At 71.5% G+C, this 25,584-nt stretch carries 26 protein-coding genes; 17 read left to right on the top strand and 9 right to left on the bottom strand.

Going from position 1 to position 25,584, the window contains the following annotated elements:
* Positions 1 to 70 precede the first annotated feature (70 nt).
* Genes H483_RS31465 through H483_RS31450 form a run of 4 tightly spaced genes read left to right on the top strand, consistent with a single transcriptional unit; the run spans position 71 to position 3,646 of the window.
* Positions 71 to 988, top strand: coding sequence for an ABC transporter substrate-binding protein (locus H483_RS31465; protein WP_017837303.1), 918 nt, complete (start codon positions 71 to 73; stop codon positions 986 to 988).
* Complete coding sequence (locus H483_RS31460; protein ID WP_017837302.1) at positions 985 to 2,013, top strand: iron ABC transporter permease; 1,029 nt, start codon at positions 985 to 987, stop codon at positions 2,011 to 2,013. The genes H483_RS31465 and H483_RS31460 overlap by 4 nt, the downstream gene beginning before the upstream one ends.
* The gene (locus H483_RS31455; protein WP_017837301.1) at positions 2,010 to 2,810 is read left to right on the top strand and encodes an ABC transporter ATP-binding protein; all 801 of its coding nucleotides are present in this window, start codon (positions 2,010 to 2,012) and stop codon (positions 2,808 to 2,810) included. The genes H483_RS31460 and H483_RS31455 overlap by 4 nt, the downstream gene beginning before the upstream one ends.
* Positions 2,810 to 3,646: an MBL fold metallo-hydrolase gene (locus H483_RS31450; protein WP_017837300.1), complete on the top strand. Its 837-nt coding sequence runs from the start codon at positions 2,810 to 2,812 to the stop codon at positions 3,644 to 3,646. Before H483_RS31455 ends, H483_RS31450 begins: the two co-directional genes overlap by 1 nt.
* Here H483_RS31450 and H483_RS31445 read toward each other — a convergent pair.
* Together H483_RS31445 and H483_RS31440 are read right to left on the bottom strand one after the other, a co-directional pair.
* Positions 3,643 to 4,275, bottom strand: coding sequence for a TetR/AcrR family transcriptional regulator (locus H483_RS31445; RefSeq protein ID WP_042329913.1), 633 nt, complete (start codon positions 4,273 to 4,275; stop codon positions 3,643 to 3,645). The two genes, H483_RS31450 and H483_RS31445, sit on opposite strands and share 4 nt — an antisense overlap.
* The gene (locus tag H483_RS31440; protein ID WP_017837298.1) at positions 4,268 to 6,700 is read right to left on the bottom strand and encodes an MMPL family transporter; all 2,433 of its coding nucleotides are present in this window, start codon (positions 6,698 to 6,700) and stop codon (positions 4,268 to 4,270) included. Before H483_RS31440 ends, H483_RS31445 begins: the two co-directional genes overlap by 8 nt.
* 196 nt (positions 6,701 to 6,896) lie before the next feature.
* Here H483_RS31440 and H483_RS31435 point away from each other — a divergent pair, with 196 nt between their 5' ends.
* The 9 genes from H483_RS31435 to H483_RS31400 all read left to right on the top strand — a co-directional run bounded on the left by H483_RS31435 (position 6,897) and on the right by H483_RS31400 (position 15,161).
* Complete coding sequence (locus H483_RS31435; protein ID WP_031264952.1) at positions 6,897 to 8,291, top strand: MBL fold metallo-hydrolase; 1,395 nt, start codon at positions 6,897 to 6,899, stop codon at positions 8,289 to 8,291.
* 105 nt (positions 8,292 to 8,396) lie between these two features.
* Positions 8,397 to 8,993, top strand: coding sequence for a rhodanese-like domain-containing protein (locus tag H483_RS31430; RefSeq protein ID WP_017837296.1), 597 nt, complete (start codon positions 8,397 to 8,399; stop codon positions 8,991 to 8,993).
* Positions 8,994 to 9,035: 42 nt separating this feature from the next.
* The gene (locus H483_RS31425) at positions 9,036 to 9,935 is read left to right on the top strand and encodes a sulfite exporter TauE/SafE family protein (RefSeq protein ID WP_017837295.1); all 900 of its coding nucleotides are present in this window, start codon (positions 9,036 to 9,038) and stop codon (positions 9,933 to 9,935) included.
* 49 nt (positions 9,936 to 9,984) lie between these two features.
* Positions 9,985 to 10,530, top strand: coding sequence for a DUF421 domain-containing protein (locus tag H483_RS31420; RefSeq protein ID WP_017837294.1), 546 nt, complete (start codon positions 9,985 to 9,987; stop codon positions 10,528 to 10,530).
* A gap of 76 nt (positions 10,531 to 10,606) precedes the next feature.
* Entirely contained in the window at positions 10,607 to 11,104 is a 498-nt protein-coding gene (locus H483_RS31415) for a hypothetical protein (RefSeq protein ID WP_017837293.1), read from the top strand.
* A gap of 202 nt (positions 11,105 to 11,306) precedes the next feature.
* Entirely contained in the window at positions 11,307 to 12,218 is a 912-nt protein-coding gene (locus H483_RS0119740; RefSeq protein WP_371204551.1) for a linear amide C-N hydrolase, read from the top strand.
* Between the two features lie 152 nt (positions 12,219 to 12,370).
* A complete protein-coding gene (locus tag H483_RS31410; RefSeq protein WP_017837291.1) occupies positions 12,371 to 13,351 on the top strand; it encodes an ABC transporter substrate-binding protein in 981 nt (326 codons plus the stop codon).
* Complete coding sequence (locus tag H483_RS31405) at positions 13,348 to 14,367, top strand: ABC transporter permease (RefSeq protein WP_017837290.1); 1,020 nt, start codon at positions 13,348 to 13,350, stop codon at positions 14,365 to 14,367. Before H483_RS31410 ends, H483_RS31405 begins: the two co-directional genes overlap by 4 nt.
* 2 nt (positions 14,368 to 14,369) lie before the next feature.
* A complete protein-coding gene (locus H483_RS31400; RefSeq protein ID WP_017837289.1) occupies positions 14,370 to 15,161 on the top strand; it encodes an ABC transporter ATP-binding protein in 792 nt (263 codons plus the stop codon).
* 39 nt (positions 15,162 to 15,200) lie between these two features.
* Here the strand turns inward: H483_RS31400 and H483_RS31395 are convergent, their stop codons facing one another.
* From H483_RS31395 to H483_RS31370, 6 genes are all read right to left on the bottom strand, one after another.
* A complete protein-coding gene (locus H483_RS31395) occupies positions 15,201 to 16,073 on the bottom strand; it encodes a glycosyltransferase family 2 protein (protein WP_031264951.1) in 873 nt (290 codons plus the stop codon).
* Complete coding sequence (locus tag H483_RS31390; RefSeq protein ID WP_017837287.1) at positions 16,070 to 17,131, bottom strand: glycosyltransferase; 1,062 nt, start codon at positions 17,129 to 17,131, stop codon at positions 16,070 to 16,072. The genes H483_RS31395 and H483_RS31390 overlap by 4 nt, the downstream gene beginning before the upstream one ends.
* Before the next feature lie 30 nt (positions 17,132 to 17,161).
* Positions 17,162 to 18,280 carry a glycosyltransferase gene (locus H483_RS31385; protein WP_017837286.1) on the bottom strand — a complete coding sequence of 373 codons (1,119 nt, stop codon included), beginning with the start codon at positions 18,278 to 18,280 and terminating at the stop codon, positions 17,162 to 17,164.
* A 130-nt stretch (positions 18,281 to 18,410) separates the two neighbouring features.
* The gene (locus H483_RS31380; RefSeq protein ID WP_042329911.1) at positions 18,411 to 19,784 is read right to left on the bottom strand and encodes a glycosyltransferase; all 1,374 of its coding nucleotides are present in this window, start codon (positions 19,782 to 19,784) and stop codon (positions 18,411 to 18,413) included.
* Complete coding sequence (locus tag H483_RS31375; RefSeq protein ID WP_017837284.1) at positions 19,781 to 20,803, bottom strand: hypothetical protein; 1,023 nt, start codon at positions 20,801 to 20,803, stop codon at positions 19,781 to 19,783. The genes H483_RS31380 and H483_RS31375 overlap by 4 nt, the downstream gene beginning before the upstream one ends.
* 5 nt (positions 20,804 to 20,808) lie before the next feature.
* The gene (locus H483_RS31370) at positions 20,809 to 21,675 is read right to left on the bottom strand and encodes a WcbI family polysaccharide biosynthesis putative acetyltransferase (protein WP_017837283.1); all 867 of its coding nucleotides are present in this window, start codon (positions 21,673 to 21,675) and stop codon (positions 20,809 to 20,811) included.
* 61 nt (positions 21,676 to 21,736) lie between these two features.
* Here H483_RS31370 and H483_RS31365 point away from each other — a divergent pair, with 61 nt between their 5' ends.
* Positions 21,737 to 22,915 carry a glycosyltransferase gene (locus H483_RS31365; protein ID WP_017837282.1) on the top strand — a complete coding sequence of 393 codons (1,179 nt, stop codon included), beginning with the start codon at positions 21,737 to 21,739 and terminating at the stop codon, positions 22,913 to 22,915.
* 8 nt (positions 22,916 to 22,923) lie between these two features.
* On the opposite strand, the gene H483_RS31360 is transcribed toward H483_RS31365, so the two are convergent.
* The gene (locus H483_RS31360) at positions 22,924 to 23,601 is read right to left on the bottom strand and encodes a DNA alkylation repair protein (protein ID WP_017837281.1); all 678 of its coding nucleotides are present in this window, start codon (positions 23,599 to 23,601) and stop codon (positions 22,924 to 22,926) included.
* A gap of 51 nt (positions 23,602 to 23,652) precedes the next feature.
* Between H483_RS31360 and H483_RS40380 the strand changes: the two genes are divergently transcribed.
* The 3 genes from H483_RS40380 to H483_RS31350 all read left to right on the top strand — a co-directional run bounded on the left by H483_RS40380 (position 23,653) and on the right by H483_RS31350 (position 25,573).
* Entirely contained in the window at positions 23,653 to 23,871 is a 219-nt protein-coding gene (locus tag H483_RS40380; protein ID WP_017837280.1) for a pyrimidine dimer DNA glycosylase/endonuclease V, read from the top strand.
* Between the two features lie 3 nt (positions 23,872 to 23,874).
* A complete protein-coding gene (locus H483_RS0119735; RefSeq protein ID WP_017837279.1) occupies positions 23,875 to 25,038 on the top strand; it encodes an alpha/beta hydrolase in 1,164 nt (387 codons plus the stop codon).
* Between the two features lie 97 nt (positions 25,039 to 25,135).
* A complete protein-coding gene (locus H483_RS31350) occupies positions 25,136 to 25,573 on the top strand; it encodes a nitroreductase family deazaflavin-dependent oxidoreductase (RefSeq protein ID WP_017837278.1) in 438 nt (145 codons plus the stop codon).
* The last annotated feature ends 11 nt before the right edge of the window (positions 25,574 to 25,584 follow it).

Below are 25,584 nucleotides of genomic sequence, written 5' to 3'. Positions count from 1 at the left end.
GGCGGTTGCGTGCCGTGGCGTCCGCGCCGCAGCCGAGCTGCACTCGTCCGGGCGACCACCGGAGGATGCCATGACCGAGTCCCGAGCCCGGGCCCTGCCCGGATCCCGCTCCCTGTTCGCCGCCGTCCTCACCGTCGTAGCCCTGGTCGCCTCGGCGTGTTCCGGGGCCGACGACAACGACGCCGGCCCCACCACCACAGGCCCCGGCGGCGGCGAGCCCGACGCGATCGTCTCGCTCAGCCCCACCACCACCGAGATGCTGTACGCCGTGGGGGCCGGCGACCGGGTGGTCGCGGTGGACGAACGCTCGGACTTCCCGGCCGACGCCCCGGTCACCGACCTGTCGGGATACACCCCGAACCTCGAGGCGATCCTCGGGTACCAACCGGATCTCGTCGTGGCCACGGATGACATCGGCGACATCGTGGCCGGGCTCGAGCGGTCCGGCGTCGAGGTCCTGCTACTCCCCGCCGCTCGGACCCTGGACGACACCTTCACCCAGATCGAGCAGGTCGGCGCGGCCACCGGAACCGTCGGCGAGGCCGCCGAGCTGGTCTCCCGGATGCGCGGCGAGATCGACGAGATCGTGGCCTCGCTCCCCGAACGCGAGACCCCGCTGACCTACTTCCACGAGCTCGACGACACCTACTACACCGTCACCGACGACACCTACATCGGCGAGGTGTACTCCCTGCTCGGGCTGACCTCGATCGCGACCGGTGACGACGCCTACCCGCAGCTGTCCGAGGAGCTGATCCTGGAAGCGGACCCGGACCTGGTGATGCTCGCCGACGGCCAGTGCTGCGGGATCACGCCGGAGGTCGTGGCCGAGCGGCCCGGGTGGAGCGAGCTCGGCGCGGTCAGGCAGGGCCGCGTCTTCGTGCTCGACGAGGACCTGGCCAGCCGGTGGGGGCCGCGCGTGGTGGACTTCATGCGCGAGGTGGCCGGCATCGTCGCGACCGTCCCCGAGAGGGAACCCGCCTCGTGACCCGTGGGTCGCCCCGCCCCGCCCTGGTGCTGGGCGGGGCGACACTGTTGTTACTCCTGGCGCTGCTGGCGGGCACGCTCGTCGGGCCCGCCGGGTTGACCCCGCGCGGGGTGTTGCTCGAGCTGGTCGGCCAGCTGCCGTTCGTGCACGTCGACTCGGGGCTGACGCCCCGCCAACAGGTGATCCTGTGGGAGATCCGGATCCCGCGGGTCGCGCTCGGGGGGATCGTCGGCGCGATGCTGGCGATCGCCGGCGCCACCTATCAGGGCGTGTTCCGCAACCCGCTCGCCGACCCCTATCTCCTGGGAGTGTCCAGCGGCGCCGGGCTGGGCGCCACACTGGCGATCGTCCTGGGCGGGGCCGTGGGATCGGCGATGGTGCCACCGGCGGCGTTCGTCGGCGGCATGATCGCGGTGATGGCCACCTACGCCCTGGGCCGCAGTGTCGGCGGCGGGCGGACCGAGGTCGTGATCATCCTCGCCGGGGTCGCGGTCGCCGCGTTCGCCAGCGCCGTCCAGACCTTCTTCATGCAGCGCAACGACGAGACCCTGCGGCAGGTGTACTCGTGGATGCTCGGTCGGCTCACGACCAGCGGATGGGCCGAGGTGCGGACCGTCCTGCCGTACGTCGTCATCTCGGTCGCGGTGATCGCCCTTCACCGGCGCACCCTCGACGTGATGTCCGTGGGCGACGTCGAGGCCTCCACCCTCGGCATCGCCCCGGCCCGGGTGAGGCTGGCGCTGATCAGCGTCGCCACCCTGGGTACGGCGGCGGTGGTGTCGGTGAGCGGCCTCATCGGATTCGTGGGCATCGTGATCCCCCACGCCGTCCGCATGGTGATCGGCCCCGGCCACCGGTTGCTCCTCCCGCTGTCGCTGCTGGTGGGGGCCGCCTTCCTGGTCCTCGCCGACCTCGTCGCGCGCACCGCGATGAGCCCGGGCGAGCTGCCGATCGGGGTGGTGACCGCCGCGATCGGCGCGCCGTTCTTCCTGTTCGTCCTGCGCCGCAGTCGGGGGGTCATATGACCTCCACCCGGGATGCGACGACGGCGTTGTCCTGTCGCGGCCTCCACGTGGCCCGGGACGGTGTGCCGGTTCTGCACGGGATCGACCTCGCCGTGCCGACCGGGTCGTGGGTCTCCCTGGTCGGGCCGAACGGGTCGGGCAAGACCACGTTGCTCTACGCGCTGGCGGGGCTCATCCCGTCCCGGGGCGAGGCTCAGGTCATGGGTCTGGCGACGCGACGAGCCGGTCGCCGGCCGGTCGCCCGGATGGTGGCGCTGATGCCGCAGCGCCCGGTGGTCCCGGAGGGCGTGAGCGCCCGAGAGCTGATCCGGCTGGGCCGCACTCCCCACATCCCCCGGTTCGGGACCGAGACGCCCCACGACCACGCCATCGTGGAGAGCGTGATCGACCGACTGGCCCTCCACGACCTGGCCCCGCGCATCGCCACCACGCTGTCCGGGGGCGAACTGCAGCGGGTGGTCCTGGCCCGGGCCCTGGCACAGGAGCCCCGCGTGTTGTTGCTGGACGAGCCGACGAGTGCACTGGACATCGGGCACCAGCAGCAGGTCCTGGACCTGGTCGACTCGATGCGCCGCGAGAGCGGGCTCACCGTGGTGGCGGCCATGCACGACCTCACCTCCGCCGCGCACTACGGCGAACGCGTGGTCATGGTGGACCGTGGCCGCCTGGTCGCCGATGGCACCGGCGAGGAGGTTCTCACCGTCGAGCGACTGGCCGAGGTGTACGACGCCCGGGTCGAGGTCCTCGACCGCCCCGACGGCCGCGCCGTGCTGCCGCTCCGCGAGCCGGGGGCCTGATGGAGATCGTGCTGCTGGGCACGGGCGCGGCCGACGGGTGGCCCAACCCGTTCTGCCGCTGCGACTCCTGTTCCGACGCCCTCCGCCGCGGGGACGTGCGCGGGCAGACGGCGGCGTTGGTCGACGACGAGGTGCTGATCGACTGCGGCCCCGAGGTGCCGGGGGCCGCGTGCCGTCACGCCCGGACCCTCGCGGGGGTCCGACACCTGCTCCTCACCCACGCCCATTCCGACCACCTCGGACCCCAGTTCCTGCTCTCCCGGTCCTGGGTCTCCGGGGCCTGCGACCTCGAGGTGATCGGCCCCGCCGGCGCGCTCGAGGCGTGTCGGCCCTGGGTCGGTGCCGGAGACCCGGTCCGGTTCCTCCCGGTGGTGGCCGGGGACCGGATCTCTGTCGGCGGGTACGACGTGCGGGTCCTGCCCGCGGGCCACCGGGTCTTCGACGACGGTGACGCGGTGCTCTACGACGTGACCGGCCCCGACGGCCGCCGCGTCCTGTGGGCCACCGACACCGGCCCGTGGCCCGCCGGATGGTTCGCGGCGGTCCGGGACGCGGCATACGACGCGGTGTTCCTCGAGGAGACGCTGGGCGACCGGGAGGAGATCTCGGACGCCCACCTCGGGCTGGGGAGGTTCGGCGAGATGGTCGGGACGCTGCGGTCCGTCGGGGCGATCACGGACCGGACCGAGGTCGTGGCCGTGCACCTCGGTCACCACAACCCGCCGTTCGACCGGCTGGTCCCGCGGCTGCGCGAGCACGGAGCCCGGCCGGGAGTGGACGGCGAGGTGGTGAACTGTGGGCCGCCCCGACACGCCCGTGCCCGGCAGACGAGCTAGTCGGATCCCGCCTGACCCGGGGTCGTCCGGAACTCGTGACCGGCTCCCTTCTCGAACAGGTCGAAGGCCTCGTCCATCACCGCATCCCGCTCGTCTCCCTCACCGCCCGGCTCGCCCTCGGGCGGCTGGTGCCGGAGAACCGACGCGCCGGCCGCGAGGCCCAGGTCGACGATCACGCGGACCCGGAACGGGCTCAGATGCGGGGCCCGGCGTTCCACGGCCGCGTACAGAGGATCGAGCACGTTGGCAGCGCAGTCCCGCTCCCCGGTGCGGAGCAGCAGCATGACCTGCTCACCGACCACGAGCAGGTTCTCCGCCGCGACGATGTCGTCCTGTGATCGCCCGTGGGACTCCCGGAATATCGACCGCAGGACGTCGAGCGGGGACATCCCCGCCGGCGCCCCGTCCACACGACGGACCCACTCGGAGACCTGTTCGCGCAGGAAGTGCAGGAACGCGTCCTCGCGGTGCGCGAAGTAGTTGTGGAACGTGCGGGTGGAGACACCGGCGCGCTCGGCGATCGCGGACACCGTCGCCCCGTCCAGCCCCTCGGCGACCAGGAGTTCGACCGCGGCCACCGAGAGGCGGGTGAGGGTGTCCGCCTTCTTCCGCGCCCGCAGGTCAGCCATCGGACCGCGTCCCGGAATCACCGCCGTCTGCGTCACCGGGAAGCTCGTGCCTGCCCGGCCCCGGGCTCTGATCGACGACGGTCTCGGCGGAGTGCCGTCCGGACCCCTGTTCGGCCTCCAACGCCGATCCCTCCACGTCGACGGCGGGCAGGATCCTGTCCAGCCACCGCGGCAATCCCCAGGCCCGCTCGCCGAGGAGGAACATCACCGCCGGGATGATCGTCATGCGCACCACGAAGGCGTCGAACAGGACGGCGATCGCCAGCGCGAAGCCCATCACCTTGATGAACTGCTCGTCGATCGTCATGAAGGCGGCGAAGACGCTGATCATGATCAGGGCGGCGGCGGTGACGACGCGGGCTCCGTGCTTGAAGCCGTTGGATACCGCGTTGTGCGCGGTCTTGCCGTGCACCCACCCCTCGCGCATGCGGGTGACGAGGAAGACCTGGTAGTCCATCGCGAGGCCGAACACTATGCCGATGAGCATGATCGGCAGGAAGCTGATGACCGGTTGCGGGTCGGAGATGATCCCGAGCCAGCCCTCCTGCCAGATCGCCACGGTGATGCCGAAGGTCGCCGCGACCGAGAGACTGAAGCCCAGCGCCGCGATCAGCGGTACCCAGATCGACCGGAACACCAGCATGAGCAGGATGAACGCGAGTGCCAGCACGATGGCGATGTACGGGATCAGGACCTCGGTGAGTCGTTCGGAGATGTCCTCGTAGATCGGGCTGACGCCGGTGACGGAGTAGGTCCCCCCGGTCTGCTGCTCGAAATCCGCGGCCCCGGCCCGGATCTCCGCGAGGGCGTCCGCGGCCCGCTCGTCGGTGGCCCCGTACTCGGGTGTGATGAGGACCTGTGCTGCGTCACCCGCCTCGTTGGTCTCGATGATCTGGGCGTTCCGGACACCGTCGAGTGCCTGGATGTCCGCCGCCGCGGTGGCCCACGCCGCCGGACGCTCCTCCTCGGGCACCTGCAGGGTGTCCACGAGGGCGATCATGGGCGCGTTGCGACCGGGGCCGAACGCCTCGTCCGTCATGTCGTAGGCCGTGCGGTTCGGGGTACCGGGGGCCATAGTCCCGTCGGACGGCATGGCCAACCGCAGTTGCGTGGCGGGCAGCGCCAGCAGGATGAGCAGCAGGATCCCGGCGGTCGCGAAGAGGACGGGACGGGCGCGGATCCGGCGGACCCAGGTCAGTCCCATCGTCGGGTTCTCGTCCTCCGGGTCGGGCGCCCTGACGCCCTTGACCCGGGCCGCGAAGAGCCGGATCCCGACGGCGCCGAGGATGGCGGGCAGCAGCGTGATGGCGACCAGCACGGCGATGGCGACGGTCGCGGCGGCGGACAGCGCCATCGCGGTGAGGAACGGGATGTTGATGATGGACAGGGCCGAGAGGGCGACCAGGACGGTGAGCCCGGCGAAGACCACCGCGGAGCCGGCCTTGCCGACCGCCAGCCCGGCCAGGTGCGCGCGGGTGGACGCGTTGATGCTCTTGAGTTTCTCGGCGAGTTCCGCGGGCTCGAGATCGTTGCCGCCGATGTGTTTGACCAGCTCGGTGCGGAAGCGGGAGACGATGAACAGCGCGTAGTCGATGCCCACCGCGAGGCCGATCATGGACGCCAGCGTCGGCGTCATGGTGTTGATCGTGTCCGTGAAGGCCGTGGCGGCGAAGATGCCCGCGATGCCGATCCCCACGCCGATGACCCCGGTGAGTAGCGGCATCCCGGCGGCGATCATCGAACCGAACGTGATGAGCAGGATCACCGCGGCCACGGCGATGCCGATGAGCTCGCCGATGGCGCTGATCTCCGAGAGCTGGAAGGCGTTGCCGGAGTAGGCGATGGTCAGGTCACCCTCGTGCGCCGCGACCACGTCGGCGAAGGCCTCGCGGTCCTCCGCGGTGATGTCCATGGTGGTGTCCGCGTCGAACAGGATCTGGACGGTGCCGGTCGTCTCGTCGGCGCTCAGTGGACTCACGGCCGCGATGTCGGCGTCGATCTGTTCCTGCGGGACCCCCTGGGCGGCCTGGGCCTCGGTGAGCTGCTGCGCCACCCCCTCTGCGGCGATCACCGGGTTGACGATGGCATCCGTGCCGGCGAGGAAGTCCAGCTCCCGCACCTCCCCGAGGAAGGCGTCGACGTCGTCCGTGACCGCCGGATCGACGAGGGTGCTGCCCTCCGGGGCGCGGATGACGACGGTCCCCGACGGCGCGTCCAGCTGGTCACCCGCCCCGGCGAACCTCTGTTGCATCTCGTCCTGGGTCTCGATCGACTCGAGGCCAGGGATCGAGAAGGTGGTGCTGGTCTGCTGGGACATGGTGGCCGCGGCGGTGCCGACGCCGAGGATCACCAGTACCCAGGCGGCGATGAACCGCCATCTGAAGAGGTAGGCGGTCCGCCCGATGCGGTAGAGGAATGACGCCATGCGCTGGCTCCTGGTGCGTAGGTGCTGGTAGCGATCCTTCGCAGTTTTGCATGCCGACTGCACGATTGCACAGTCCGTGCAAGAAGATGTGGCGTAGGACACCCCCGAGGGGCCGACTCGTCGCCTTGCAGATACCCCCCGGGGTATGTATGGTCGGGAACACCGCACCCGAACCCCGATCGACAAGGAGATCTCGATGCTTCTCGAGCGCATCTACGACGAGGACCTCGCCCAGGCCGGCTACTTCATCGGCTGCCAGGCCAAGGGGGAGGCCGTGGTGGTCGACGCCCGTCGCGACATCCGCGAGTACCTCGACCTCGCCGCGCAGCACGGTATGACCATCACCGCGGTCACCGAGACCCATATCCACGCCGACTACCTGTCCGGCACCCGCGAGCTCGCCGAGGCGACCGGCGCGACCGTCTACGTCTCCGGCGAGGGCGGCGACGGCTGGCAGTACGGCTTCTCCGCCGAGCGCCTGCACCACGGCGACCGGCTCACGCTGGGCAACATCACGGTCGAGGCCGTGCACACCCCGGGCCACACCCCCGAGCACCTGTCGTTCCTCATCACCGACGGCGCCTTCGCCGATACCCCGGGGTACATGCTGACCGGCGACTTCGTCTTCTCCGGCGATCTCGGTCGACCGGACCTGCTCGACGAGGCCGCGGGCGGTATCGACACGCGCTTCGCCGGTGCCACGCAGATTTTCCGCAGCCTGAAGGAGTCGTTCGTCTCACTGCCCGACCACGTCCAGGTCTTCCCCGGCCACGGCTCCGGCAGCGCCTGCGGCAAGGCGCTCGGTGCGCTGCCGTCGACCAGCGTCGGTTACGAGCGTCGCTACGCCTGGTGGGCCGGGTATATCGAGCGCGACGACGAGCAGGGATTCGTCGACGAGCTGCTCGAGGGCCAGCCGGACGCGCACGCCTACTTCGGCCGCATGAAGCGGCAGAACCGTGACGGCCCGACCGTGCTCGGACCGCTGACCCCGCTCCGCGAGTACGCCCCGGCCGAGCTCTCTGCCGCTCTGGAGTCCGATGAGGTCGTCGTCGTCGACACCCGGGGCCAGGACGAGGTCCACGCCGGCACCGTCCCCGGGGCGCTCAACGTCCCCGGCGTCGACAAAGCCGCCTCCTTCGGCGCCTGGGTCTACGACCCCGAGAAGGAGGACACGCCCCTGGTTGTCCTGGCCGAGGACGGCGAGACAGCCGAGTCGCTGCGCGACCACCTGCTGCGCGTGGGCATCGACACGGTCACCGGGTACACGACCACCTTCGAGGGGCTGCCGATGACGACCCCCGAGATGATCGGGCCCGACGAGCTGGCCTCGTACGACGCCGCGATGGTCCTGGACGTCCGCAACAAGACCGAGCACGCCGACGGTCACATCCCGGGCTCCGAGCAGCTCAGCGGCGGCCGGGTCCTGTGGAACCTCGACCGGCTGCCGACCGACGGGCCGATCGTCACGTACTGCCAGAGCGGCGTGCGCAACTCGGTCGCGGCCAGCGCCCTACGCCGCGCCGGCTACCGCGTGGTCGAGCTCGAGGGCAGCTACGCCGCCTGGTCCGAGCACAATCTCGTCTCCGCCTGAGCGGACCCACCCCACACCCCGGGGGCCGGACCACCCGTCCGGCCCCCGGCTCCGCGGCGACCCGCCGCCGCTCCCACTCGCCACACGAAAGGGCTGACACCACCCATGCTCTCCACCCTCACCCACGCGCCGACCATCACTCCGGCCGACCTGCGCGACGCGATGGACTCCGACACCCCGCCCACAGTCATCGACGTGCGGACCGGCGCCGAGTTCTCCGCGCTCCACGTCCGCGGCTCCTACAACGTGCCGCTGTCCCTGCTCGCAGAGCACGGCGAGGAGTTCGCCTCCCGCCTGCCCGGGCAGGTCGTCCTCATCTGCCAGTCAGGCAACCGCGCCCGACAGGCAGGTGAGCGACTCGAGACCGTGGGCGTCGACCCCGACACCGTGACCGTCCTCGACGGCGGCATCGCCGGTTACGAGGCCGCCGGTGGCGAGATCGTCCGTGGGAAGGGCGTCTGGGCGATGGACAGGCAGGTCCGGATGGTCGCCGGCTCGCTCGTCCTGGCCGGCGTCACCGCCTCCAAGGTCGTCTCCCCGAAGTTCGCCTACCTGGCGGGCGCGATCGGCGCCGGGCTCACGTACTCCGCCGCGAGCAACTCCTGCGCCATGGCCGCGGGCCTGGCCAAGATGCCGTGGAACCGCTCGGCCGACGAGCCCGGCCTGGGCACCGTCCTGGACTCCCTGCCCACCCGCCCCTGATCCACCGCGACCCCGGCGCCTCCGCCGGAGAAAGGCACTGCCATGGAGATCACCCTGATCATCGTCGTGGCGCTGGCCGTCCTGGTCGGCCTGTCCCTGGGCGTGCTCGGCGGGGGCGGTTCCATCCTCGTCGTCCCGCTGCTCACCTACATCGGCGGACTCGACCCCAAGGAGGCCATCGCCACCTCGCTGTTCGTCGTGGGCGCCACGTCGCTGGTCAGCCTCATCGGCCACGCCCGTAAGGGCAACGTCCAGTGGCGGACGGGCCTGATCTTCGGCGCGGCCGGCATGGTGGGCGCGTTCCTCGGCGGGCTGGCCGGCGGGTACATCCCCGGCACCGTCCTCATGGTCGCCTTCGCGACCATGATGATCGCCACCGCCGGCGCGATGATCAGGGGCCGCAGGGACCGCGACGGTCAGACCCTGCCGACCCCGTCGCACCACCACCCGGTCTGGCGGATCCTCCTCGATGGACTCGTCGTGGGCGCCGCGACCGGGCTGGTCGGCGCGGGCGGCGGCTTCCTCGTCGTCCCGGCCCTCGTCCTGCTGGCCGGGCTGCCGATGGCGGCCGCGGTGGGTACCTCGCTGCTGGTCATCGCGATGAAGTCCTTCGCCGGCCTCGGCGGCTACCTCACTTCGGTCAATCTGGACTGGCCCCTCGTCGCCGCGGTCACCGCCGCTGCCATCGCGGGCTCGTTCGTCGGGATCCGGCTCACCTCCGCGGTGCCGGAGAAGGCCCTGCGGAAGGGCTTCGGGTACTTCGTCCTGCTCATGGGCGCGGTGGTCCTGTCCCAGGAACTGCCCTTCCCGGCCGCGCCGATCATCCTCGGCACTGTCGTGGTCCTGGCCACGGCCGCGGTGACCTGCCTCGTCGCCGCGCGGGACCGATGCCCGCTGCGGCCCCGCCGTCCCTCGGCCACGCCGGCCGCGACACCGGCCTGAGCGCGACGGCCGGTTGCCCTGACCGCGCCGTACGCGCACGATGCGCGTCATGGACTCCACCCTGCTCTGGGACGGTTGGGACCCGATCGTCCACTCCGTCGTCATGGTCGCCTGCGGTTTCGCCGCCCTGGTGCTCATCCTCCGGGTGTCCGGGCCGCGGACGATGGCCAAGATGACCCCGCTCGACTTCATCGTCGCCGTCACCATCGGCTCGGCGTTCGGCCGCACACTCACCGCGACCGAGGTGCCGCTCGTCCAGACGGTCCTGGTCGTGGCACTGCTCGTCGGTATCCAGTGGCTGTTCGCCGCGGTCCGTGCACGGTCACCGCGGGTCAGGTCGCTGCTGGACAGCCCGCCGGTCCTTCTCTACTACCAGGGACGGATGCAGGGCCGGGCGTTGCGGAGCCACCGCCTCCTCGAGGACGATGTCCACACCGCGGCCCGGCAATCGGGAAAGGGATCGCTCGAGCAGGTCGCGGCGGTGATCCTCCAGCAGGACGGCAGCCTGGGCGTGATAGGACGGGACGATCTGGGCGATGCCTCGAGCCTGCTGCCGTTCACCGGCCGACCCGACATCCGGGACAACGAGGGGTGAGAGCCCGCCGCTACCGGTGGCGTGAGTAATCTCACATAGTTACCGTGACCCCACTCTGATATCCAAAGGCGGGGTCATGGACCATTTCAACCGGAGGGCCTTCCTCGCGCGGGCGTCTCTCTTCGGCGCATTCGTCGGCGCCGGCGTCTCGTTCCCGGGAGCTGTGGACCACTCGGTAGGGCCGGTGGGTCGAGCCCGCGCCCAGGGAACCGGCAGCGCCGTGCTCGACGCGGTCGAGGAGTTCTCCCTGGACACCATGCGCGCCCTGTGCGTGATGGTCATGCCCGGGCCGGACGAGTGGTCGCGGCAACAGGGCACGCCACGCGAAGACCCCGGTCCGATCGAGGTCGGCGGCGGCGAGTTCATGAAAGACCTGTTCGACAACTACCTCGCGATGGGCGACCAACTCGCTCGGCCCCTCGCCCTGGGGATGGGGACCGCACTGTCGGACATGGGGATTCCGACCGAGCCCTTCCTCGGACTGAGCGAGCCCGACGGCCGCCGGATCGATCCGCTGCTCGGGTACGTCTACAGCGATCGTGTGCTACCGACCCCAGGATCTCCGCCCGTATGAACGCGATGGGGGCTCTGAGTGATCGAGGACCGACCCCGGGCCGCACCCCCACCGCGTTCGCCTCCCGACCCGGAACCGGAATGATAGTTTTCCTTCACCTCCGTTCGCGGCGTCGGGAAGGCAGCCCATGTGTACGAGAACGCTCTGGTCCCCGTCCGAGAACCTGGTCCTGGCCGGCCGCACCATGGACTAAGAGGTCGATCTGCGCACCAACCTGTGGGCGTTCCCGCGGGGCTTGACCCGCGACAACGGGGTGGACGACAGCCTCAGCTGGACCTCGTCGTACGGCAGCGTGGTGGCCGCGGCCTATGACCTCGCGAGCACGGACGGGATCAACGAGGCTGGCCTGGGCGGACACCTGTTGTGGCTGTCGGAGTCCGACTACGGCGAGCGCGATCCGGAGCGCCCGACGTTGAGCGCCTCGGCGTGGGTGCAGTACATGCTGGACAACTTCTCCACAGTCGCCGACGCCGTGGACTGGATGCGGCGGTCCCGGGTCCAGATCCGGACCTCCGGGGATCCGGTCACTGGCGCGACCGTCACCGTTCACCTGGCTCTCGACGACCGCAGCGGGGACTCGGCGATCATCGAGTACACCGACGGTGAACCCCACATCTGGCACGACCGGTCCTACACGGTGATGACCAACTCGCCCCCGTTCGCCGAGCAACTCGAACGACTGCGGGAGATAGAGGGTTTCGGCGGTGACCGCCCCCTTCCCGGAGGCACGGACGCCGACCAGCGGTTCGCCCGCGCGGCCTACTACCTGGACCGGCTTCCGGCCCCCACCGACCGGACGCGGGCCGTCGCGGAACTGCTGAGCGTGATGCGCAACGCCTCGCAACCGTTCCGCGAACCGGATCCGGACCACCCGAACGCCTCCACGACACTGTGGCGGACCATCACCGACCACGTCGACGGCGTGTACGTCTTCGAGGACACCAGCCGGCCCAACACCGTCTGGGCCCGGCTGGACGGACTCGACCTGTCCGAGGGCGCAGCTGTCCGCAAACTCGATCTGGTCGCCGACACCGGACTCGAGGGCGGACTGGTCGGGGAGGTCAGCGCGCACTTCGAGGTGAGCGAGCCCATGGAGTTCCTCCGCGCGTCCTGAGCAGGTGACGGTCCCCGTCGACGACCGGCGCCGCACCCCGCGAGGAGAGTCCGGGGTCACGCGGTCGGTGTGACCCGGTACCCTCATGTGCCAGCACTGTTAACGCATCCGGTCCCTCACGCTCACCCGTGACCGTAGACAAGGCATGGCACATGGCATTCTCACGCGCGACGCTCTTCACCGGACTGGTGGCCACCTCGGCGCTCGTCCTCGCAGGCTGCACCGGCGGCTCCGACGACGCCGCCGGCGACGGCGCCGAGTCCTACACGATCGGCATCAACCAGCTCGTCCAGCACCCGGCTCTCGACGCGGCCACCGCGGGCTTCAAGGAGGCCTTCACCGACGCTGGCGTCGAGGTGGAGTTCACCGAGCAGAACGCCAACGGCGAGCAGGCCACCGCCCTGACCATCGCGCAGCAGTTCGCCGCCGACGACCTGGACCTCGCCCTGGCGGTGGCGACCCCGGCCGCCCAGGCCATGGCCCAGAACATCATCAACATCCCGCTGCTGTTCACCGCGGTCACCGACCCGGTCTCGGCGGAGCTCGTCGACTCCATGGAGGAGCCGGGCGCCAACGTCACCGGCACCTCGGACGCCGCCCCGATCGACGAGCAGCTCGAGCTGCTCAAGCAGATCGTCCCCGACGCCGAGCGCGTCGGCATCGTCTACGCCTCCGGCGAGGTCAACTCCCAGGTCCAGGTGGACCAGGCCGAGGAGGCCGCCGGGCCGCTCGACCTGGAGATCGTCACCCAGACCGTCACCACGGTCAACGAGATCCAGCAGGCCGTCGAGGCCCTCGGCGACGTCGACGCGATCTACGTCCCGACCGACAACATGGTCGTCTCCGGAATCGCCTCGCTGGTCCAGGTGGCGGAGACCAGGCAGATCCCCGTGATCGCCGCGGAGGAGGGCACCGTCGAGGGCGGCGCCGTCGCCACCCTGGGCATCGACTACACCGAGCTCGGCCGCCAGACGGGCGAGATGGCGCTGCGAATCCTGCGCGACGGCGAGGACCCGGCCACGATGCCGGTCGAGACCGCGACTGAGTTCACCTACGTCGTCAACGAGGCCGCCGCCGAGCGCCAGGGCGTCACCATCCCGGAGGACATCCTCGCCGAGGCTGAGAAGAAGTGATCGGCGCCGTCGAGGTAGGCCTGATCTACGGGGTCATGGCGCTGGGGGTCTACCTGACCTTCCGCGTGCTGAACTTCCCCGACCTCACCGTCGACGGCAGCTTCACCACCGGCGCCGCCACCGCGGCGACGGCCCTCCTCGCCGGATGGAGCCCGGTGAGCGCGACCCTCGCGGGGTTCGCCACCGGGTTCCTGGCCGGCATCGTCACCGGCCTGTTGCACACCAAGGGCAAGATCGACGGGCTGCTGGCCGGCATCCTCACCATGATCGCCCTGTGGTCGGTCAACCTGCGGATCATGGGCGGCGCGAACGTCCCTCTCCTCCGACAGGAGACCGCGTTCACGCCGCTCCGTGAGGCCGGAATCCTCGGTACCTGGGGGGGCGTCGCCGTCCTCGCGGTGGCCGTGATTCTGCTCGGCCTCGTCGTGGTCTGGTTCCTCACCACCAATCTCGGCCTGTCGATCCGCGCCACGGGCGACAACGGCCCGATGATCTCGTCTTTCGGCGTGTCCACCGACTTCACCAAGACCCTCACTCTGGCGCTGTCCAACGGCCTCGTGGGCATGTGTGGCGCCCTGATCGCGCAGTACAGCGGATTCGCCGACATCTCGATGGGAGTCGGGTTGATCCTCGTGGGACTGGCCTCGGTCATCCTCGGGCAGGCGATCCTCGGCCAGCGCAGGTTGGTGATCGCGGTGTTCGCCGTGGTCGTGGGCGCGGTGCTCTACCGCCTCATCATCTTCGCGGCCCTGCAGGTGGGCCTGAACCCCAACGACATGAAGGCCATCACGGCGATTCTCGTGGTGATCGCACTGCTCGTGCCACGGTGGAAATCCGTGGGTGGTCGGTTCGGCCGCAAGCCCACCACCGCGGTCGCCGCCAACGAACGGGCGATCGCGGGCGCCGGGACCGCCGTCGACGCGGGGCCCGACTCCGCCGGGACCGCCGCGACCGCTCCCGGCGCCGCAGCCCCGGGCCCAGATCCGGCCACCGGCGCCGGCGGCAAGGAGAGCTGACCATGCTGACAGTCACGGACGTGTCCAAGACCTTCTTCCCGGGCACCGTCAACGAGCGCCGGGCGCTGAACGGGCTCAGCCTCACGATGGCCGAGGGCGACTTCGTCACCGTGATCGGCTCCAACGGCGCCGGCAAGTCGACCCTGCTCAACGCCGTGTCCGGGCGGTTGATCCCCGACGACGGACGAATCGACATCGACGGCAGGAACGTCACCCGCCTGCGCGATCACAGGCGTGCAAAGTATGTGGGCCGCGTCTTCCAGGACCCACTCGCCGGGACCGCCCCCAACCTCACCATCGAGGAGAATCTGTCCCTGGCGTTCCTGCGCGGCAAGCTGCGAGGGCTCGGCCCGAGCCTGAACAAGAAGCGTCGGCGGCAGTTCGTCGACCAGCTCGCCATGCTCGAGCTGGGCCTCGAGGACCGACTCACCGCGAAGGTCGGATTGCTCTCGGGCGGGCAGCGCCAGGCGCTGTCGCTTCTCATGGCCGGATTCACCCAGCCCCGGATCATGCTGCTCGACGAGCACACGGCGGCGCTGGACCCGCAGCGGGCCGAGCTGGTCACCACCATCACCGAGCGGATCGTCCGGGAGGGCGGGCTCACCACCCTCATGGTCACGCACAACATGGAGCAGGCCATCCGGCTGGGCAACCGCCTGATCATGATGCACGAGGGCCAGATCGTCTACGAGGCGGACTCCCGGAAGAAGGCCTCGCTCACCGTGCAGGATCTCCTCAAGGAGTTCGCCAACATCAAGGGCGCGACACTCTCCGACAAGGCGTTCCTGGGCTGAGGTCCGCCCGCTGCGGCCCGGCTGCCTCAGCCCCCCGCCTCAGCCCCCGCCTGAAGAGTTCCGGTGGGCGGGAGCCGCGATCCACCCGTCGCCGTCGCGGCGGACCAGTCCCCTCCGCTCGAACTCCTCGAACCACCCCGGTGCGGGCCATTCACCCCAGCGTTCGGCGTAGTGGGCTCCGTTGCGCAGCAGATCCTGCAGGTGCTCCACCGGCGGAGACGAGACGGGATGCCACCGGTGGTAGGCGTGGGCGCCCGCCACCAGCACCACCGGGATCCGCCGGTACAGCAGTCGGCGACCGAAGTCGGTGTCCTCCGCGCCGTATCCCGTGTAGTGCTCGTCGAACCCACCGAACTCCCTGCGGAGCCGTGTCCAGAGAGCTGCGTGCAGGGCGAACGACAGCGACCAGAACATCCCGAACTCGCCCGCCTCGAGTCGCTGCAGGCCGTGCTCGGGGAACGGTCGCGCCGGGTGCGGGTCGGTGAGGCCCGCGAGCTCGGCGGGGTCCGGAGCACCCACCGACTCGGGCAGATAGGTGACCGGCCCCATCCCCACCGTGTCAGGCGGAAGATCCGCGTACCTGGAGCCCAGGTCCGGGCCGGGCATGCAGTCGACGTCAAGGAAGATGATCAGCTCTGCGCCGGTCTCGACGGCCCGGTCCCCGCCCGCGTTGCGGCAACGGGCCACCGGCAGGTCCGGCCCCGCCGGGAGCTCCAGTGGGTCCGCGCCGTCCACGAGGAGCTCGGCGGCCAGCTCCTCGCTACCGGGGCGTTCCGGAAGAACCACCACGTGAGGGGCACCGGGCAGGTGCGCGTCGAGCGCGCGCCGCTGCGACCTCAGGTGATCGGCCCGCGTGGGGGTACACACGGTCACCACGGCGACTGATGACGGGGTGGGATCGCGACGTGTCATCGGGCACCGGCCATCGAGTCCGCCGCCACCGTCTCCAGCACCGCGGCCAACCGCCCCGCCGCGCCGTCGATCTCCCAGGCCTCGCGCAGCCCGGAACCCGCCCCGGGCGTCGACCGGGAGCGTTCGAGGGTCCGCCGCACCGCGCGGACGAGGTGCGCGACGGTGGAGTCACGACCGACCACGGCGCCGTGGCCGAGCCCGTCGAGCTTGGCAGCGGTGTCGTCCTGCTCGCCGAAGGGCCGCTCCTCGGGCACCGCGACGACGTGGGCGTCGGCGGCGGCGAGGTCGGCCACCGAACTCTGACCGGCCGCGCTGATCACCACGTCGGCGCGGCACAGTTCGCTCCACGGATCAGACACCCAGCGACCACCGGGGCCCCCGAGCTCCACCCACTCCACACCAACGAGCTCGTCGCGGACCGCGTCCCACCGCCGGTCGCGACCGGATCCTCCGCTTCCCCGCAGGTGCAGCACCCGAGCGCGGCCGTGTCTTCTGTCGGCCTGGTCGGGGTGGCGGCCGGCGAACCGCGACACCCCGCCCACCGGGATCAGCGGTTCGGTCGCCCCGGCGGGGACGGGAGCACCGGCTGAGCGAGGCCACCCGGCGACCAGGGCCGAGCACACCCCGTGCGCGAGGGTGTGCGGGATGTCGTCACGCCGTCCGGGGAGAACGGTGGAGACGACAGGGGTGCCCGTCAGGCGCGTGGCGAGCGTGACCTCGACGGAGATGTCTGTCCACATCACGGTGGGCCGGTGGGTGTCGATCCACCCGGTCAGCATCGCCGTGCGTCGTCTCAGGCCCGGCTGCCCCAGCGGGGCCCAGTGCAAGCGGCCGCCGGCGGTCGGCTCGAGGACCGGCCGGTCGGGCTCCGCCACCGCGCCCGGCCCGTCGTGATCCAGTGGCAGGGGGAGCACCCGGATGCGAGTGGGGTCCGGGTTGGTCGCCGCTTCGACGTTCGCCGATGTCAGGATGGTGACCTCGTCGTCCACATGGGCGGCGACCGCGAACGCGCGCTGGAGGTGCCCACTGCCGTGATGGTGGGCGTACATCCCGATCATGCGGCCGTGCCGATCATCCGACCGTCCCGCTCATACGGCCACCCCGATCGGGAGCGCCCTCAACCGCGCCTCGACCCGGTCGATCCGCCGCTCGTGGGAGAACGCCGCGGCGGCAGCGCGGGCGGTGGCCACGCGGTCGAAGGTCAGGGCCACGGGGACGGCTGCCGCGAGGGCGGAGGCCGGGTCGCGGCCCGGTTCGACCAGGACGACGCCGGGTTGGCCGCGGAGGATCTCACGGATGCCGCCGCGGGCGAGCGCGACCACGGGGGTCCCGCACGCGAGCGGTTCGATGGCGGTCAATCCGAACGGCTCCTCCCAGCACGGGGTCACCAGGGCCACCGCGGCTCCTGCGACCAGGGGGACCAGTGACTCGCGTTCGAGCGCACCGTGAAACCGGACCGAGTCCCCGGCCTGGCGAAGACGCGGGGCCAGGACTGTGCGCATGTATCGGTCGTCGCCGATCCGGCCGGCCAGGTCGAGCTCCATGCCCGCGCGCAGAGCGGCGTCGACCGCCAGGTGCGGGGCCTTCTCCGGGACGATGCGCCCGCACCACACCGCCCGCGGCGGGATCCCGGACGTGTGCGTGGTCGCGGACGGGGAATGGGGCCTCCAGATCCGGGTCTCGACCCCGTTGGGGATCACTTCGGCGCCCTGCGGCACCCGCCACGACCCGAGGACCGACCGACTGACGGCGTGGACCATCCCGGTCAGTCCCCCGAACTGGTCGAAGGCGTCCTGCATCGGGGCGAGCGCCGGACAGTGCAGCGTGGTGATCATGCGGGCGTCCATCTCCGCGGCCCGGATGAGGGGGACGTGGCTGAGGCTGTGGTTGAGGATCACGTCGTACCTGGACTCGGCGAGGTGATCCATCAGCCTGTGGAACTCGGCGGAGTCCGCCTCGTATCCACCCTTCGGGTAGAAGCTGTCCCCGAAACCGGCCACACCGGACATCGCGGTGAACTCGAACCGGGGGTCGTGGCCGTCGCTACCGGCGGCGGCGAACAGCGTCACATGGTGCCCTCGCGAGCGCAGGGCCGCGACCTCCTTGGCCACCACCACCTCGAGTCCACCGGCGTACGGCTCGCGGATGGGGAACCGTGAGGGCCCTATCACCGCGATGGTCATCGGCTCGTCGCTCTGTGCGTCCACGGGCCCCCTCTCGCTCCTGGCATGCCGGACGCTCCGAGTGGTTCGGGCGTCCGATTCTCGGTCGGTTGCCCCGAGACTCAGATGGTGACCCCCCGGGGGGCCCGCCGCCACCGGAGGGGCCTCGTCGGGGTCACCAGCCGCCCAGGATCCGCTCGAGTCGGACCCCCGCGTCGTCCGCCGGGAAGCGCGTGACCCCCAGGTCCGCGGCGGGGATCACGACCGGTTCGCCGGGGCGGTCTCCCCAGAGGTGCTCTCGCGCCAGAGCGCGCGAGGTGCGGATCCGCGCGAGGACGCGGCCCTCGTCGTCGTCGAGCGTGAGCATCCCCACGGGCGGGCACAGGGCGCGCAACCGCCCCGGGTCGAGCGCCCCGAGTGCGCAGGGACGGAAGAGGTCGATCAGGACCTCGGGACGACGACGAGGTCCCGCCCCCTGCGATGCCGGTTCCCACCACCGGGGTCGCGCGGCGAGCCGGACCCGGGGGTCGGCGCCGAAGAGCTCCGCGATCTCCGCGGCGTCGGAGCTTGCCGGGTCTACGGTCACCGAGACATCGCCCCAGCGGACGAGGGAGGCGCAGGCCGCCGCGTCGGCCCCGCTCCCCCGCTCCCCGGCGTGGACGTGCACGGCGACGAGTGGGACCCCGAAGATGCCGCCGGACGGACGGGTGAGCGGGGAGACGATGAGGCGGGCCAGACGGGCGGTCTCGGCGTTCTTCTGGGCGACGTGACCGGGATCGTCCTCCCCCCGCCCGCTCCAGTCCGGGCCGTCGTGCCAGGCCACGGCACCGGGAACGTAGCGCAGGCGGCCACCGGCCTGCTCACAGCGCCAGGCCAGGTCCCAGTCCTCGCCGCCGTATCCCACGATGTGGGGGTCGAACCCGCCGGACAGCTCGTAGAGGCGTCGGTGCAGTCCGCACACCGCCGAGAGCACCCCGCGCCACAGGCCCGCGTGCCAGCCGCCGTGGTCGCGGGTCAGGTCGTCGGTCTCGGCGTAGAGCGAGGCGGGCCAGGCGGGGTCGGGGAGCACCTCGATCGGCTCGGTGGCCGCACGGTCCGGGTCCGCACGGTCGGGGTCCGCGCGGTCCGAGTCGGTCACACCCGCGGCCGCGAACCGCCCGTACCTGCGTCTGCCCACCACCAACAGGTCCGGACTCTGATCGAGGGCGGCGAGAAGTGCGGCCACGTACCCGGGAGCGGGGACGGTGTCGCCGTCGAGGAACAGGATCACCTCGCCGTCGCCGGCCGACGCGCCCAGGTGGCGTGCGGCGGACGCCCGGAACCCTCGATCGTCCTGCCGCACCACGGTCACCTCGGGCGGGACGATCGGTGGGGTGGGCGATCCGTCGTCGGCGACGATCACCTTCGGAAGCCGGGCCAGGCCGGCCTGGCGGTCCAGGGCCGCCACGATCCTGTCGAGCATCCGCTGGTCCCGGTAGTACGGGATCACCACGTCCACGCTCATCGGGTCCCCGAGCTCCGGGTCCACACCCGTCCGACGCCCGTTCATGCCCCCCAGCCGTCCCACGCGTGCAGGTACGCTCGGCCCAGTTCCTCCAGCCCGGGGCCGGGCGGGTCGATTCGGGTCGGGGCGGGGTCGTCCAGAAGTCGCCGCAGGTCACCAGGCAGGTCGGAGCCATCGGTGAACAGAAGCGATCCGGGGTGCCTCGACTCCATCTCCCGCGTGTAGTCCGACGTGGTGACGAGCGGGCGGCGACCGGCGGCGGCCCAGGTGTTGATCGACCCCGAGGCCGAGACGTTGCGGAACAGTGCGACCGGCACCGTCACCTCGCCGAGGACGCGGGCGAGATCGTCGTCGTCGATATGCCCGGTCACTTCGGCGCGCCCACCAGCCGCCCGCACGGTCTCCACCGCGACTCGCACGTAGTCCTCGTGCCCGTCGGCGGGCGCCCCGAGCAGTCGCAGGCTGACCGAGTGGTCGCCGGCGGCGGCGAGCTCGGCGACCGCCTGCGCCACCAGGTCCACAGCCTTTCCGGGGTGCAGGAACCCGAAGACGCCCACCGATCGCTCGTCCCGCCGGGCCGCCTCGGGGTGCGAGCCGACGCCCGGTTGGGTCGGTGAGCCGACGACGCCGAGGTCGGGGACGGGCAGGGGGATCACCGCATCGACGACGATCCCCGCCTCGTCGCAGAGGCGACGCTCGTGCTCGGAGCTCACCACCACCAGCCCCGCCGCCGCCGCGATGCGTTGATAGGCCGCCGCCCGTCGCCGACACCGCTCGGCGCCCTCGGCCGGCTGCGGGACGTCGTGGAGCGTCACGGCCACCGGACGATCCCGGGCCAGCGACTCGACGGCCTCGGCCGCCTCGTCCGGCGTCGCCCCGAACAGCGTCTCCGTGAAGTGCAGCTGCACGGCGCCGCCCGGATGAGCGGTCAGCTCCTGCGTCAACCGGGCCACGTCCGGCACCTCCAGCAGCGGGGTCCCGGCGGCACGGGCGCAGTCGGCGGCGAACCGGGTCACCCCGTGCGTCGGGGGACCGAGGGCGATCGTCAGCGGCGGGGTCGACATCCCCCTCACCTCAGTCCCAGGAGGTCGATCCTGTCGGCGTGGCGGCGCAGGCCCTCCTCGACCACCCCCGGCGTGGTCGCGTACCAGGCCAGGTGCGCCTCAGTGACCTGGTCGCCGGAGAAGCTGATGCCGTCGACCAGCCAGTCGCGCGGGCCGGACTCGGGCAGGCCGAGCGCACGTTCGACCGCCGGGTCCACCGGCGCCCTCGTGGCCCCGAGCGGCTCGCGGTCCCCGATGTGAGGCGGGTCGTCGAGGAGGCCCGCGGGGAGGGAGTCGAGGACGCGGCGGAAGACCTCGTGCAGGGTGTGACGGTCCGGGTGGTTGATGGTGTGCCATCTCGGTGTGCCCTCGAGCAGATCCGAGGCAGTCAGCGTGCCGTGGGCCTGCTCGCGGGTACGCAGTGCCTCCACCGACTCCCGCGCCGCCGCGCGCGCCTGAGCGGGGTCGGGGGCGGCGTCCAGTACGTCTTGGTCACCGGTCGCGGCGGCCACGATGGCCCGGAGGTCGTGGTACGGGGCGATCGGCGGCACGAGTGAGCGATCGTGCGGGGGCCGGATCAGCACCTGATACGGGTGCAGTCCGGCGTACCGCAGGACGGGCACCAGCACCACGGTCGCCGAGGCTGGCAACCGGGCGGCGAGTTGGCGATGGCCCAGGGGAAGGTCCCGGTAGTCGTCGCGGACGGGCTGGATGATCAGCACGTCGGTGCGCGCGAGATCCGCGTGCAGATCCGGAATGTCGCGGGCCGTCATCTCGTAGACCGGTCGCACGTCCCTCACCGACACCCCGTCGGCGCTGCGGAGGAGGTCGCGGTAGACATCGGCCTGGCAGTTGCCGATCACCATGACGGACGGCTGGGCGGTGGTGCTCATCGCGACGAGCGTAGGCAGGGCCCCAGGTGGCGGCAACCGGCAGACGTGGCACGGTGACGGGGTGACCCACAGCCACTCCGCGTCCGCAGGCCCCCTCCGGGTCCGGTCGATCCCCGCCGGCCACGCCTACGTGCGTCACGCCCTCGGCCCCGCCGCCGAGCGGGGGGACATCGTGGTGCTCGCCGATCCCCTCCTCGACCCGGGCGAACCCACACGGTGGTGGCCGCACCCCGCGCTCGAGGCCGCTGATCATCCCGAGGCGCTGGACGGCACCGACCTCGTCCACGTTCACTTCGGCTTCGAGCACCGCAGCCCGCGCCAGATCGCGGAGTTCGTCGCTGCGGTCCGGACACGGGGGGTCGCGTTGGTGGTGACCGTGCACGACCTGACCAATCCCCACGAGCCCGATCCGGCCAAGCATCTCGAACGCACCGGGATCCTGGTACGGGGGGCGGACGCGGTCATCACCCTGACCGCGGGCTCGGCGGATGAGATACGGCGGAGGTGGGGCGCGGACTCCCGGGTCGTCCCCCATCCCCGGCTCATGCCGGTCGGGGTCACCGAGCCGCACCGCCTGGGCCGTCTCGAGAGGGCCGGCCGCACCGGGCCGCCCGAGCAGGACGAACACCCCGCTGAGCCGCCCTTCCCACAGCCATCCGGCCGGCGGACCGTGGGTGTGGCGCTGGGCTCGCTGAGGGCCGGGGTCGCCGCCGAGGGCCTGCTGCCGCGCCTGGCGGACGCACTGCCCTCCGATGCCGACCTGGTGGTGATGGTGCGCTCCGACGCCCTCGCCGGCGCCCGAGCTCCCGGTCACACACGCCATGAGGCGGCGCACGCTCTCGATACACTGACCGAACTCCCGCACGTCGAGGTCCGCCCCCACGACCTCCTGACCGACGACGAGCTCTGCCGGGCCCTGTCCGGGTTCGACGCCCTGGTCCTGCCCCACCGCCACGGGACGCATTCCGGATGGCTGGAATTGTGCCGGGATCTGGGCCTGCCACCGGTCATCCCGGACGTCGGCTATCTGATCGAGCAGTGGGGTCACCCGGCGGTCTCCTACGACCCCATAGAACCGACCGTCGACGAACTGCGCCGGGGGCTTGCCGCCGCTCTGAGCACCCCGCCGGTCCCCGTTCGCGCGGCCGCTGCCGAGGACGGCGCGGTCGCCGCGGCCCATGCGGAGCTCTACCGCACGGCCCTCGCGGCCGTCGCCTCTCGTCGCGCGGGCAGTTCCTAGTCAGCACGTCAGCCCCCGTTGCGGCGCACCATCTCGTCGATCCACTCGGGCGCGTAGGGCGAGGTGCAGCCCGGCGGGGTCGGATAGTCCCGGAGGACCCCGAGCCGCTCGCCGATACCCCGGGCGCGGTCACGCAGGTCCGGGTTCTGGATCCCGATCTGCGCGAGGCACGTGTTCATCTCCCACTGCAGCCTCTCGTGCGCGCCTGACATCTCGACCTCGATCGCGTCCAACAGTCCCGGCAGGTCCAGTCCCTCGGGCTTCTTGACCACCCGGTCCGCGGTGAGCGCCCATCCGGCGGCGGCGACCACCGGATCGGGATCACCCAGCCACTCCAGGCGCAGTTGTTCGGCGTGCGGGCCCTTCATCACCACGTACCCGACCAACCAGTCGTGCACCTTGCGGGTGCGGGCCTCGCGCAGCATCTCGTCGAGTCGGCCGGGAGGGAACTCCTTGGGACGGCAGATCAGCAGCGCGAGCAGGCGCGCCGCCGAGTCGCCGGTGGCCCACAGTTCCTCCGCGAACGCCTGGTTCTTCTTGATCCTCTTGGCCACCGCGCGCAGCGTCGTGAGGTTGACCGCGTGGTCGTCTCCGTGCCGCTCGTTGACCGCCAGGATCCTCGGGTCCTCCAGTGCGGCCAGCTCGGCCATCACCTCGTCGAGATCCGGCTCGCTCGTCGTCGTCATCTCGGTCTCCTCCTCCGCGCCGCCCCGCGCCCACGGTCCTATACTCGCCGGATGCGCCTGTGGAGCATCCGTCCCGACCTGCTCGACCGCGTCGCGCTGGTCGCCGGGTGGCGTGAGGGACTCCTGGCTCAGAAGGTACTCCGCGGGCACCCCGGGGGCTATCACCGTCACCCGCCGCCGGGACGCTTCCGCACGACGCCTCACTCGACGTTCGATCTCGTCCCGGGGCCGCTCGCGGCCCGGCGGCGCCCACCCCACCCGGAGGCCTGACCCGTGCTGCCGTTGCTGCTCACCCCACCCGCCCTCTCCACGGCCCTGGCGCTGCGCCCGGTGCGCGCCCCCTTCCCCGCCGCGGCGGCGGGGTGGGCGATGGGTCTGCCTGCGCTGGAGATGCCGCTCCATGTGGGAGCGGGGGTCGCGGCGGTGACGGCCGCGCGACTGACCCGCCGCCCGGTCACCCGAACCGACCTCGCCGGGGCGGGCCTGGCCGCCGTCACCTGCGCCGGGCTGGCGGTGGTCCAGGCCAGGCAGCTCGCCGCCGGACGCGCCCTTCAGGGGGCGTTCGACGAGTCCGAGCGAGCGCACGCTGGCACCACCGGGCCCGCAGCCCGCGGCCGCACTCCCTGGCAGAAGGTGCTCCTCCAACCGTGGCCCCTCCGACCGCGCGGCATCGAGGCCCGTACGCGCCTCGCCTACGGGCCCGACGCCCGCACCACCCGATTCGACCTGTACACCGGAAAGGGCGCCGGTCAGGGCGGCGGTCGCGTCAGGGGCGTGCTGATCCACATCCACGGCGGGCACTTCCGCGCGGGCGGTCCGAGCCGTGAGTCGCGGGCCATGCTCTTCGACCACGCGCTCCGCGGATGGGCCGCCATCAGCACCACTTATCACCTCTCCCCCACACCGGAGGCGGGGTTCCCGCAGCACCTCGTGGACATCAAGAGCCTGATCCGCTGGATCCGCACGGAGGGCCCCCTGCACGGCATCCCGGCGGATGCCCCGATCGTGGTGGCGGGTAGCTCGGCCGGCGCGCACATCGCCATGATGACCGCGCTGACCGCCGGTGACCCGCGGTTCCAGCCCGGCTTCGAGGACCTCGACACCACGCTGGCCGGCGCGATCGGGCTCTACGGCTACTACGGCCGCCTGGGCGCGGAGACCAAGGACGTCTCCGATCCGGTCCGCCACCCCGCGGAGGGGGCGCCCCCGGTCGCGATCATCCACGGGACGGACGACATGTACACCCCGGTCAAGGGCTCACGCAGGCTGGTGCGTCACCTGCGGGGTGGGTCGTCGAACCCGGTGGTCTACGCCGAGCTGCCCGGCGCGCAGCACGGGTTCGACGCTGTGAACTCCGCCCGCTACCTCGCGGTGGTGGCGGCGATCCGGAGGTTCACCGAGCCTCTCGCCGCGTCGGGCGTAACGTCGCCGGGGTAGAAGTCACGCGGGTGGACATCGCCGGGTTACACACCGCCGGAGCGGAGGCCACCCCGACTACTTACGGCGCAGGATCGCATCGACGAGAGAGGCCACCATGCCGTTGACCGGTGAGTACGAACCCAGCCCCAGCACCTGGGTGCGGGAGCACGTCGAGCGGTACGAGAAGAGCAACGGGGCGTCGGGCTCCGAGCTGTCGGGCATGCCGGTGGTCATCGTGACCACGGTGGGCAAGAAGTCGGGCAAGCTGCGCAAGACCCCGTTGATGCGGGTCGAACACGAGGGTTCCTACGCCGCCGTCGCCTCTCTGGCCGGCGCTCCGACCCATCCCGTCTGGTACTGGAACATCAAGGCCCACCCGCAGGTCGAGCTGCGGGACAAGGACAGGGTCGGCGACTTCCTCGCCCGCGAGGTGACCGGTGCGGAACGCGACGTGTGGTGGGATCGGGCGGTCGCGGTATATCCCGACTACCGCGACTATCAGGCCAAGACCGACCGGACCATCCCCGTCTTCGTACTCGACCCCCGGGACTGATCCCATTCCCC

It is taken from the genome of Dietzia sp. UCD-THP (genome assembly GCF_000349585.1).
Lineage (GTDB): Bacteria > Actinomycetota > Actinomycetes > Mycobacteriales > Mycobacteriaceae > Dietzia > Dietzia natronolimnaea_A.
The sequence above is the reverse complement of the archived record's forward strand: the minus strand, read 5'-3'. Positions and strand labels throughout refer to the sequence as shown.

Bases quoted from the DNA above. Each gene is read 5' to 3' on its own strand.
- H483_RS31465 (WP_017837303.1), top strand. From the start codon at position 71: ATGACCGAGTCCCGAGCCCGGGCCCTGCCCGGATCCCGCTCCCTGTTC.
- H483_RS31455 (WP_017837301.1), top strand. From the start codon at position 2,010: ATGACCTCCACCCGGGATGCGACGACGGCGTTGTCCTGTCGCGGCCTC.
- H483_RS31450 (WP_017837300.1), top strand. From the start codon at position 2,810: ATGGAGATCGTGCTGCTGGGCACGGGCGCGGCCGACGGGTGGCCCAAC.
- H483_RS31445 (WP_042329913.1), bottom strand. From the start codon at position 4,275: ATGGCTGACCTGCGGGCGCGGAAGAAGGCGGACACCCTCACCCGCCTC.
- H483_RS31440 (WP_017837298.1), bottom strand. From the start codon at position 6,700: ATGGCGTCATTCCTCTACCGCATCGGGCGGACCGCCTACCTCTTCAGA.
- H483_RS31435 (WP_031264952.1), top strand. From the start codon at position 6,897: ATGCTTCTCGAGCGCATCTACGACGAGGACCTCGCCCAGGCCGGCTAC.
- H483_RS31430 (WP_017837296.1), top strand. From the start codon at position 8,397: ATGCTCTCCACCCTCACCCACGCGCCGACCATCACTCCGGCCGACCTG.
- H483_RS31425 (WP_017837295.1), top strand. From the start codon at position 9,036: ATGGAGATCACCCTGATCATCGTCGTGGCGCTGGCCGTCCTGGTCGGC.
- H483_RS31420 (WP_017837294.1), top strand. From the start codon at position 9,985: ATGGACTCCACCCTGCTCTGGGACGGTTGGGACCCGATCGTCCACTCC.
- H483_RS31415 (WP_017837293.1), top strand. From the start codon at position 10,607: ATGGACCATTTCAACCGGAGGGCCTTCCTCGCGCGGGCGTCTCTCTTC.
- H483_RS31410 (WP_017837291.1), top strand. From the start codon at position 12,371: ATGGCATTCTCACGCGCGACGCTCTTCACCGGACTGGTGGCCACCTCG.
- H483_RS31400 (WP_017837289.1), top strand. From the start codon at position 14,370: ATGCTGACAGTCACGGACGTGTCCAAGACCTTCTTCCCGGGCACCGTC.
- H483_RS31395 (WP_031264951.1), bottom strand. From the start codon at position 16,073: ATGACACGTCGCGATCCCACCCCGTCATCAGTCGCCGTGGTGACCGTG.
- H483_RS31390 (WP_017837287.1), bottom strand. From the start codon at position 17,131: ATGATCGGGATGTACGCCCACCATCACGGCAGTGGGCACCTCCAGCGC.
- H483_RS31380 (WP_042329911.1), bottom strand. From the start codon at position 19,784: ATGAACGGGCGTCGGACGGGTGTGGACCCGGAGCTCGGGGACCCGATG.
- H483_RS31375 (WP_017837284.1), bottom strand. From the start codon at position 20,803: ATGTCGACCCCGCCGCTGACGATCGCCCTCGGTCCCCCGACGCACGGG.
- H483_RS31370 (WP_017837283.1), bottom strand. From the start codon at position 21,675: ATGAGCACCACCGCCCAGCCGTCCGTCATGGTGATCGGCAACTGCCAG.
- H483_RS31360 (WP_017837281.1), bottom strand. From the start codon at position 23,601: ATGACGACGACGAGCGAGCCGGATCTCGACGAGGTGATGGCCGAGCTG.
- H483_RS40380 (WP_017837280.1), top strand. From the start codon at position 23,653: ATGCGCCTGTGGAGCATCCGTCCCGACCTGCTCGACCGCGTCGCGCTG.
- H483_RS31350 (WP_017837278.1), top strand. From the start codon at position 25,136: ATGCCGTTGACCGGTGAGTACGAACCCAGCCCCAGCACCTGGGTGCGG.